The 9,519-nt window shown below is 72.0% G+C and carries 8 protein-coding genes; 7 read left to right on the top strand and 1 reads right to left on the bottom strand.

Annotated elements, in window-relative coordinates; translation table 11 throughout:
- The first annotated feature begins 104 nt into the window (after positions 1–104).
- From IF19_RS0133955 to IF19_RS0133930, 6 genes are all read left to right on the top strand, one after another.
- Positions 105–287, top strand: a complete 183-nt coding sequence (locus tag IF19_RS0133955) for a Trm112 family protein (protein ID WP_030119658.1) — start codon at positions 105–107, stop codon at positions 285–287.
- Positions 288–555: 268 nt separating this feature from the next.
- Positions 556–1,692 carry an SIS domain-containing protein gene (locus IF19_RS0133950; protein WP_030122303.1) on the top strand — a complete coding sequence of 379 codons (1,137 nt, stop codon included), beginning with the start codon at positions 556–558 and terminating at the stop codon, positions 1,690–1,692.
- Between the two features lie 210 nt (positions 1,693–1,902).
- The gene (gene manA, locus IF19_RS0133945; RefSeq protein ID WP_030278108.1) at positions 1,903–3,081 is read left to right on the top strand and encodes a mannose-6-phosphate isomerase, class I; all 1,179 of its coding nucleotides are present in this window, start codon (positions 1,903–1,905) and stop codon (positions 3,079–3,081) included.
- Between the two features lie 87 nt (positions 3,082–3,168).
- Positions 3,169–4,272, top strand: coding sequence for a cation diffusion facilitator family transporter (locus tag IF19_RS0133940; protein ID WP_030119662.1), 1,104 nt, complete (start codon positions 3,169–3,171; stop codon positions 4,270–4,272).
- A gap of 277 nt (positions 4,273–4,549) precedes the next feature.
- Positions 4,550–6,007 (top strand): adenosylhomocysteinase, encoded by a 1,458-nt coding sequence (ahcY, locus tag IF19_RS0133935; RefSeq protein ID WP_030199703.1) that lies wholly within the window; start codon positions 4,550–4,552, stop codon positions 6,005–6,007.
- A gap of 208 nt (positions 6,008–6,215) precedes the next feature.
- Entirely contained in the window at positions 6,216–6,848 is a 633-nt protein-coding gene (locus tag IF19_RS0133930) for a hypothetical protein (protein ID WP_030122308.1), read from the top strand.
- Positions 6,849–6,913: 65 nt separating this feature from the next.
- Here the strand turns inward: IF19_RS0133930 and IF19_RS0133925 are convergent, their stop codons facing one another.
- Positions 6,914–7,939, bottom strand: coding sequence for an RDD family protein (locus IF19_RS0133925; RefSeq protein WP_030119667.1), 1,026 nt, complete (start codon positions 7,937–7,939; stop codon positions 6,914–6,916).
- A gap of 119 nt (positions 7,940–8,058) precedes the next feature.
- On the opposite strand from IF19_RS0133925, the gene IF19_RS0133920 reads away from it, so the two are divergent.
- Positions 8,059–9,066, top strand: a complete 1,008-nt coding sequence (locus IF19_RS0133920) for a stage II sporulation protein M (protein ID WP_030119668.1) — start codon at positions 8,059–8,061, stop codon at positions 9,064–9,066.
- Positions 9,067–9,519 lie beyond the last annotated feature (453 nt).

Below are 9,519 nucleotides of genomic sequence, written 5' to 3'. Positions count from 1 at the left end.
GTTTCCGCCCCCCGGCCAGGCCGCGCCCCCATCCACCCCAGCGGTAGGCTGACGACGCCTGATCCACGCGGATCGGAACCCGCATGCTCGAAGGGACTCACCCCATGGCGCTCGAAGCCGGCCTCCTGGAGATCCTGGCCTGCCCGGCCTGCCACTCCCCGCTCGACGACCGTTCGGCGGCCGACAGCCCCGAGCTGGTCTGCACGGGCGACGGCTGCGGCCTGGCCTACCCGGTCCGGGACGGCATCCCCGTGCTGCTCGTCGACGAGGCCCGCCGCCCCGCCTGACCGCAGGCGACCCGCGGCACGTACGGCAGGGCCGCCCGCCGGAACCGGCCGACCGGACCCACACCGGGCCCAGCCGGTCCGGGCGGGCGGGCTCCGCACCCGCAGGCACGCGCCCACGGCGAACCGGCACCCCCGGGGCACCGCACAGCCCGCGTCGTCGAGCCGATCGGCAACGCCGTGTCGCCAAGCCACCGGCGCCGCCGCTTCGACCGGCTCCCCCGGCCCCGCCCGCAGCCCGCACCCACCCGGTGATCGGAGGCCCACCGCCATGCTCGACGAGTCCCTGCTCGACGCCCCGGACGCCCTGGCCAGAGCCGACCGCCGCGATCTGCTGCGCGGCGCGGCCGAAGCGGGAGCCCGGGTCCGTACCGCCGCCCGGCACGCCGCCGAGGCCGGCATCGGCGGCCTGAAGCCGGATGGCCGGCCCCGGTCCGTCCTCGTCGCCGGCCCCGGCACCGCGGCTGCCGGCGTCGCGGACCTGATCGGCGCCCTGGCCGGCGCGGCCGCCCCCGTCGTCCGGATCAGGCCCACCGGCGTCGCCCCCGCCCCCGGCGCCCTCCGCTGGGCGCTGCCCGGCTGGGCCGGATCCGTGGACCTCCTCCTCATCGCGACCGCCGACGGCTCCGAGCCCGGCCTCGCCCTCCTCGCCGAGCAGGCGTACCGACGCGGCTGCACCGTCGTCGCCGTAGCCCCCACCCGCTCACCGCTGCGCGAGGCGGTCGACGGGGTGCACGGACTGGTGGTCCCGATGGCGGCCGCCCCGCACGGCGAGTACGACGCCGAGATCTCTGCCGCGGGCCCCGGCACCCTGTGGGCGCTGCTCACCCCGCTGCTGGCGCTCCTGGACCGGGTCGGCCTGGTGACCGCGACCCCCGAGGACCTCCAGAAAGTGGCGGACCGTCTGGACCGCACCGCCGAACGCTGCGGCCCGGCGATCGCCACGTACAGCAATCCGGCCAAGACCCTCGCCGCCGAACTCGCCGAGAGCCTTCCGCTGCTGTGGACCGAGGGCGACGCCGCCGGGCCGGTCGGACGCCGCTTCGCCGCCGTCCTGTCCGAACTCGCCGGACGCCCCGCCCTCGTCGCCGAGCTGCCCGAGGCGCTTCCGTCCCACGGCACGCTCCTGACCGGGGACTTCGCGGCGGGCGCCGACCCCGACGACTTCTTCCGCGACCGGGTCGAGGAGGGGGAGACCCTGCGAGCCCGAGTCGTCCTGCTCCGGGACCGCCCGACCGGCGGCCTCAGCGCCTACCCGGCCGCGCGGGAGCTGGCGCTCGGCCACGACACCCCCGTGAGCGAGCTGGAACCGGAGGAGGGCAGCGCCCTGGAGACCCTGGCCGAACTGCTCGCGGTGACCGACTTCGCCACGGTCTACCTCTCGCTGGCCGCGACCCCCGACTCCTGACCCGGCTCCCGACCCGCCCCGCTCCGGCTCTCCGCCACCGCGGCCGGCCCCCTTGGAACCGGCCCGCTCCGCCCCTCCGCCACCGGCCCCCTTGAACCGGCCCGCTCCGAGCCCACACCCGCCGGTCACTCCCGCGACGCCAGGACCTCACGTAACACTGGTATCCCTGGTGGATCACCCACCCGCCCCGCACCACCCGAGGACGACTCCATGGACCGGCTGTCCAACACCGTGCGCCCCTACGCCTGGGGATCCACCACGGCCATCCCCGCCCTGCTCGGCATCGCGCCCACCGGCGAACCGCAGGCCGAGATGTGGATGGGCGCCCACCCCGGAGCCCCCTCGCGCCTCACCCGCACCACCGCCACCACCGGCGAGACGGAGATCCCGCTCACCGAGGCCATCGAAACCGACCCGGAGGGCGAACTGGGCGCGGACACCGTCGCCCGGTTCGGCCCCCGCCTCCCCTTCCTCCTGAAGCTGCTCGCCGCCGGAGCCCCCCTCTCCGTACAGGTCCACCCGAACCTGGAGCAGGCGCGCGAGGGGTACGCGGACGAGGAAGCCCGGGGCGTACCGATCGACGCTCCGCACCGTACGTACAAGGACGCGAACCACAAGCCCGAACTGATCTGCGCGCTCACCCCCTTCGCCGGTCTGTGCGGCTTCCGGCCGCCCGCCGAGGCCGCGGAGGCGATGGAGGCGCTGGGAGTCGACTCCCTCAAGCCGTACGTGGACCTCCTCCGCGCCCACCCCGAGGAGGCGGCGCTCCGCGAGGTGCTCACGGCGATCCTCGGCGCGGAACCGGCGGAGATGGCCGCGACCGTGACGGAGGCGGCGGCCGCCGCGGAACGCATCGGCGGCGCCCACGCCCCGTACGCCCGCATCGCCCACCACTTCCCGGGCGACCCCGGCGTCCTGGCGGCCATGCTGCTCAACTACGTACGACTCCAGCCCGGCGAGGCCCTGTTCCTGGACGCGGGGGTCCCGCACGCCTACCTCGACGGCCTCGGCGTCGAGATCATGGCCAACTCGGACAACGTCCTGCGCTGCGGCCTCACGCCCAAGCACATCGACGTCCCCGAACTCCTGCGCATCGTCCGCTTCGAGGCCACCGAGCCCGGCGTCCTGCGCCCGGAGGCGGCGCCCTCCGGCGAGGAGCTGTACGAGACCCCCGCCGACGAGTTCGCCCTCTCCCGCTACACCCTCGCCACCGGCGCCGCCCCCGCCGAACTGACCGCCCCCACCCCGCAGATCGTGCTCTGCACGGCGGGCTCGGTCACGGTCGGCGAACTCGCCCTGGCACCAGGGAAGTCCGTCTTCGTCCCGGCCGGCGAACCGGTCTCCGCCGCAGGCGAGGGCACCCTCTTCCGGGCCACTGTGGCGGCCTGACCGACAGACCGCCCGAACGGCTGCAACAATGTCCCGCCTCACCGCGGCGGCACGTGCCGCGCACCGACGAAGGGACACCACGCACCTATGAGCGCGTCAGGCGGAACCAAGGCGATCGTGGCGGCACTCGCCGCCAACCTCTCGATCGCCGTGGCCAAATTCGTAGCGTTCCTCTTCAGTGGTTCCTCGTCGATGCTCGCGGAGAGCGTCCACTCGCTCGCCGACTCGGGCAACCAGGGACTCCTGCTGCTCGGCGGAAAGCGGGCGCAGCGCGAGGCGACCCCCCAACACCCCTTCGGCTACGGGCGCGAGCGCTACATCTACGCGTTCCTCGTCTCCATCGTCCTCTTCTCGGTCGGCGGCATGTTCGCGGTCTACGAGGGCTACGAGAAGATCAAGCACCCGCACGCGATCGAGGCGTGGTACTGGCCGGTCGGGGTGCTGGTCTTCGCGATCATCGCCGAGGCGTTCTCCTTCCGTACGGCGATCAGGGAGTCCAACGAAACGCGCGGCAACCGCTCCTGGACCGAGTTCGTGCGCCGGGCCAAGGCCCCGGAGCTGCCGGTCGTCCTGCTGGAGGACCTCGGCGCCCTCGTCGGCCTGATCCTGGCGCTCGGCGGCGTCGGTCTCGCCCTCGCCACCGGCAACGGCGTCTGGGACGGCATCGGCACCCTCTGCATCGGCATCCTGCTGATCGTCATCGCGATCGTCCTGGCCGCCGAGACGAAGTCCCTCCTGCTCGGTGAGTCCGCCGGCATCGAGGACGTCGAGAAGATCAAGGCGTCCGTGGTCGACGGCGACACGGTCACCCGCATCATCCACATGCGCACCCTCCACCTCGGCCCCGAGGAACTGCTGGTCGCCGCCAAGATCGCGGTCCGGCACGACGAGACCGCCGCCGAGGTCGCGGACGCCATCAACGCCGCCGAGAACCGCATCCGGGAAGCCGTCCCGATCGCCCGGGTCATCTACCTGGAGCCGGACATCTACGACGCCGAGGCCGCCGCCAACGGCACCAACCCGGGCACCGAAACCGGAGCCGACCCCGCGACCGGCGCCGGCACCGGCGCCGGCGCCGCCCCGCTCACCGGCACCGGGACCGGCACCGACGCCGCCCCGGCGGCCGGCGCGAGCACCGACAAGGCCACCGGCGCGGGCGAAGGCCCGAGCACGAAGGATTCCGGCCACTGACCCTCCCTGGATCAGCCCCGATCGGCCCGGTGACCCCTCACACACGCCCCTCTCCCCGGACGGGCTGGGGCTCACTGGGCCGTTCGGTGTAGATTCGGATACGGATTACAGACGTCGCTGCTGATGGCGGTCGACCGGTCGGCGGAAGCGGACCGGGCGAGGGACAGAGGGCCTCCGACGGACTGCACTGCGAACGCCCGGGCATTCGTGTGCCCCGCCGCGCCGCAGAGTCAGCCCAGACAGCCCACCCTCGACCCATCACGAGGAGCAGCCCGTTATGACGACGGCCACCGACCGCCAGGACTTCAAGGTCGCCGACCTCTCCCTCGCCCCGTTCGGGCGCAAGGAGATCACGCTCGCCGAGCACGAGATGCCCGGCCTGATGTCGATCCGCGAGGAGTTCGCCGCCGCCCAGCCCCTGGCCGGCGCCCGGATCACCGGTTCGCTGCACATGACCGTGCAGACCGCCGTGCTCATCGAGACCCTGGTCGCCCTCGGCGCCGAGGTCCGCTGGGCCTCCTGCAACATCTTCTCCACCCAGGACCACGCTGCCGCCGCCATCGCGGTCGGCCCGAACGGCACCCCGGAAGCCCCCGCGGGCGTCCCGGTCTTCGCCTGGAAGGGCGAGACGCTCGAAGAGTACTGGTGGTGCACGGAGCAGGCGCTGACCTGGCCGAACACTCCCACCGGCGGCCCGAACATGATCCTGGACGACGGTGGCGACGCCACCCTCCTCGTCCACAAGGGCGTCGAGTTCGAGAAGGCCGGCGCCGCCCCGGACCCGTCGACCGCGGACAGCGAGGAGTACGCCCACATCCTCACCCTGCTGAACCGCACCCTCGGCGAGGCCCCGCAGAAGTGGACCCAGCTCGCGTCCGAGATCCGCGGTGTCACCGAGGAGACCACGACCGGCGTCCACCGCCTGTACGAGATGCACCGCGACGGCTCCCTCCTGTTCCCCGCGATCAACGTGAACGACGCGGTGACCAAGTCGAAGTTCGACAACAAGTACGGCTGCCGCCACTCCCTCATCGACGGCATCAACCGCGCCACCGACGTCCTCATCGGCGGCAAGACGGCCGTCGTTTTCGGCTACGGCGACGTGGGCAAGGGCTGCGCCGAGTCCCTCCGCGGCCAGGGCGCCCGCGTGATCATCACGGAGATCGACCCGATCTGCGCGCTGCAGGCGGCGATGGACGGCTACCAGGTGACCACGCTCGACGAGGTCGTCGAGACAGCGGACATCTTCGTCACCACGACGGGCAACAAGGACATCATCATGGCCAAGGACATGGCCCGGATGAAGCACCAGGCGATCGTCGGGAACATCGGCCACTTCGACAACGAGATCGACATGGCCGGCCTCGCGAAGATCGACGGCATCGTCAAGGACGAGGTCAAGCCCCAGGTCCACACCTGGACGTTCTCCGACGGCAAGGTCCTCATCGTCCTGTCCGAGGGCCGCCTCCTCAACCTGGGCAACGCGACCGGCCACCCGTCCTTCGTGATGTCCAACAGCTTCGCGGACCAGACCCTCGCGCAGATCGAGCTCTTCACGAAGCCCGAGGAGTACCCGACCGACGTGTACGTGCTGCCCAAGCACCTCGACGAGAAGGTCGCCCGGCTCCACCTCGACGCGCTGGGCGTCAAGCTCACGACGCTCCGCCCCGAGCAGGCCGCGTACATCGGTGTCGAGGTGGAGGGCCCGTACAAGCCCGACCACTACCGCTACTGATCCCGCCGCGACAGCCCCGGCCACGCCTCCGGCCGACCGGGACCGTGAGCCGGCGGCCCGCCCGGCGCCCGTAGACGGAGTTCCGTCGTCAGGGCACCGGGTGGCACCGGCCCACGACAGCAGCTCCGAGCGCAGGCCCCCGCACCCCCGTGCCGGGGGCCTGCGCCCGTTACCGCCCCCGCACAGCCCGAGGAACCCGAAGGACCCCATGCCCCGCGGCAGGTATTCGCTCCACGACCTTCACGATCACACCCCCCTCGGTGAAGAACACTTCCACTGCGCCCCCGGCCCCTCCGGCTGGCGCTACGTCTCCCAGACCACGTCCCCCTCCGGGGACCACCTCGGCTCCGTCGACCTCGCCCTCGACGACCTCGGCCGCCCCATCCGCCTCGAACTCCACGCCGCGAGCTGGCAGGTGCGGGGAGCGGCCCTGGAAGGGGTCACGTGGGTCCGGACCGACCCCACCGGCAGCCACGCCACCGAGGGCAACGTCCGCGCCCACGCGTTCGCCGGCACGTCTCCCGCGTTCCTCGTCGCCACGACCCGGCTCCTGCGTCTCACCCCCGATTCCCCCGCGACCCGCATCCGTGTGGTCACCTTCACGGATCCGGTCCTGGCCCCCAGGACCGCCGATCAGTCCTGGGCCCTGGTGAACAGTGAAGCGCACGCCACTGACAACGGCCCCCTGATCGTGGACGAGTACCAGGTCAGCGCCCTGGACACCGGGGAGCGGCACACCGTCCACATCGCCGGAGACGTGGTCCTCGCCGCCCCCGGCATCGAACTCGAACACCTGGAGACGCCCCCGTCACCCCGGGCACCCGGCACCCCCGCCGACTGAACCGGCGGGCGCGGCCGCAGAGACGCGTCACCGCGCATCGCGGGCCGCTTGAAGGCCATCAGGCCCTAACCGGGCGGAGCGAACCCACCCCAGGAACCCCCGGCAGCCCCGTCCCGCTGCTCAGCCGCTCCACGGCCACCACCGTTGACGCCGGCGGAACCCGCTCCAGCAGGACCACCGCCACCTTCGACGCCGTGAGCATCGCCCCCGGCCCCGGCCCCGGCACGCTCGGCAGCCCCGACCCCACCCCCGAAGGGTCCACCGCCGCCACCCGGCCCACCGGGCGCGGCCCGGCCCCCCGGCCGAACGACAACGTCGGGCACGGGCACGCCGGCGCCCGTGCCGCCGAACACCCGCCGGGCGTCACGGGCCTGGCGCTCGTGCAGCACGGCGGCCAGGAACGCCGCCGCGGGAACGCCCTGCGGCACGGTGGTCCCGGTCCGCTCGACCAGATCTGCGGCCAGCCGGTCCGCGATCGAACGGCCCACACCGGGGTCCAACTGCTGCATCCGCGTCAGGTACTGCCGTACCGCGAGCCAGAGTTCGTCCGGCACGGCCGACAGGTCCAGCTGCGCGAACCGTCCGACCAGCCAGGGCGGCGGAGGCGGCACGGCGACGGACCGGCCGGGTACGGCGACCCGCTCCCGGATCACCAGCGTCCCGGCGAACAGGTCACCGACCCGACGCCCCCGCGCCGACACCAGGGAAGCGATGGAGGCCAGAACACCGAAGGTCATCAGGATCTCGACGAGCCCCATGCCGCCACGGACGAGGGCGTGCCGGAACCGGATCGGGCCGCCGTCGTCCCGCACCACCCGCAGCCCGCACACCAGCTTCCCCAGGGAACGGCCGTGGCTCAACGTCTCCACCGCGACCGGGCCGCCGACGAGGACCAGCAGGAACGAAGCCACCATGATCGCGGCGAGCGCCGCCTCGTCCAGGGCGGCGGAGGCGATACCGAGCACCACCGATATCAGGATGAACACGGTGAATACGGCCGCCAGATCGATGGCCGAGGCCAGCGCGCGGCTCGGCAGCCGCGCGGGCCTCACCCCCAGGACGACCGCGTCCCCGGTCACCAACTCGCTCATCGGTCCCCACCCTTCGCCGACCTTCTCGTCCCCAGCCGGGCCCAGTCTGCCAAGCTGACCGCGAGCGCGCCGCAGTAGGACGGACCCGTACGCACCCTTGCCAGGAGCAAAAGACGCCCATGGACCTCGACGTCTTCGTCACCGCCCACCGCACGGAGTGGGACCGCCTGGAACACCTCCTCCGCCGGGGCCGCCGCCTCACCGGCGCGGAAGCGGACGAACTCGTCGTCCTCTATCAGCGCACCGCGACCCACCTGTCGCTGGTCCAGTCGAGCAGCCCCGATCCGCTCCTCACCGCACGCCTCACCCAGCTCGTGGCCCGCGCCCGGTCGACGGTGACCGGCACGCGCAAGGCCTCCTGGAGAGACGCGGCCCAGTTCCTCACCGCGGGGTTCCCCGCCGCCGTCTACCGCTCCCGCCACTGGTGGGTTCCCACCGCGGTGCTCTCGATAGCGGTGGCGGCGCTGTTCGGCTGGTGGATCGGCGCCCACCCCGAGGTCCAGGCCGCGATAGCCGCCCCGGACGACCTCCGGGCGATGACCGAACCGGGCGGGGAGTACGAGACCTACTACTCCAGCCACCCGGCCGCGTCCTTTGCCGCCCAGGTCTGGACGAACAACGCCCGAGCCGCTGCGCTCTGCCTGATCCTGGGAGCCTTCCTCGGCCTGCCGGTGATCTGGATCCTCTTCCTCAACATGCTCAACCTGGGCGTCGGCATAGGGCTCATGTCCTCCGCGGGCCGGCTCGACGTCTTCCTCGGCCTGGTCCTTCCGCACGGCCTGCTCGAACTGACCGCCGTGTTCGTCGCCGCCGGCACAGGACTCCGCCTCGGCTGGACGGTGATCGACCCGGGCCCCCTGTCACGCCGCACGGCCCTCGCACAGCAGGGCCGTGCGGCGCTCGGCATGGCCATCGGCCTGGCGCTCGTCCTGTTCGTCTCCGGACTCATGGAAGGCTTCGTGACCCCGTCGGGCCTCCCCACCTGGGCGCGCATCACCATCGGCATCACCGCTGAGCTGGCCTTCCTCGCGTACGTCTACATCCTGGGTGGCCGCGCGGCACGTACCGGAGACAGCGGTGACGTAGCGGAGATCGAACGCAGCGCCGAAGTTCCCACCGCAGCCTGACCGCCGATGTGCCTCCACCCCCACCGAGCTGCTAGTCTCCTCTTCGCCCACAAAACCGTTGACACGGCAGATGTGGGGAGGTAGATTCGAACGGTTGCCTCGGACTGGACAGGTTCGGGATGAGCGCATAAAGTCTGATCTCGTTCGTGCGGGAGTGCTGATTCACTTCCACTCCGCCGAACCGCACGATTCTCCCTTATGGAATCTTCGCCGGGCAGTTCTTTGAGCCCCAAGAGTTTCTGATAAAGTCGAATCAGCCGAAAGGCAAGGCCACTCCACAGGCCACCGAAAATCGAATTCGGACCGGAAACGGAACGAAAAAGAGTCTGGTAACGTTGGAGCCGCTGGAAAGGGAAACGCGAAAGCGAAGACCTGGAAAGCGAAACAAGCAGGATCGCAGGGCCCGCTTCGACCGGGAATCGGACACGAAAGAGTCTGATAGAGTCGGAAACG

This window comes from Streptomyces californicus (genome assembly GCF_000717645.1).
Classification (GTDB): domain Bacteria; phylum Actinomycetota; class Actinomycetes; order Streptomycetales; family Streptomycetaceae; genus Streptomyces; species Streptomyces californicus.
This window is presented reverse-complemented; position numbering and strand designations above follow the sequence as displayed.

Bases quoted from the DNA above. Each gene is read 5' to 3' on its own strand.
- IF19_RS0133920 (WP_030119668.1), top strand. From the start codon at position 8,059: ATGGACCTCGACGTCTTCGTCACCGCCCACCGCACGGAGTGGGACCGC.
- IF19_RS0133930 (WP_030122308.1), top strand. From the start codon at position 6,216: ATGCCCCGCGGCAGGTATTCGCTCCACGACCTTCACGATCACACCCCC.
- IF19_RS0133955 (WP_030119658.1), top strand. From the start codon at position 105: ATGGCGCTCGAAGCCGGCCTCCTGGAGATCCTGGCCTGCCCGGCCTGC.
- IF19_RS0133950 (WP_030122303.1), top strand. From the start codon at position 556: ATGCTCGACGAGTCCCTGCTCGACGCCCCGGACGCCCTGGCCAGAGCC.
- ahcY (WP_030199703.1), top strand. From the start codon at position 4,550: ATGACGACGGCCACCGACCGCCAGGACTTCAAGGTCGCCGACCTCTCC.
- manA (WP_030278108.1), top strand. From the start codon at position 1,903: ATGGACCGGCTGTCCAACACCGTGCGCCCCTACGCCTGGGGATCCACC.
- IF19_RS0133925 (WP_030119667.1), bottom strand. From the start codon at position 7,939: ATGAGCGAGTTGGTGACCGGGGACGCGGTCGTCCTGGGGGTGAGGCCC.
- IF19_RS0133940 (WP_030119662.1), top strand. From the start codon at position 3,169: ATGAGCGCGTCAGGCGGAACCAAGGCGATCGTGGCGGCACTCGCCGCC.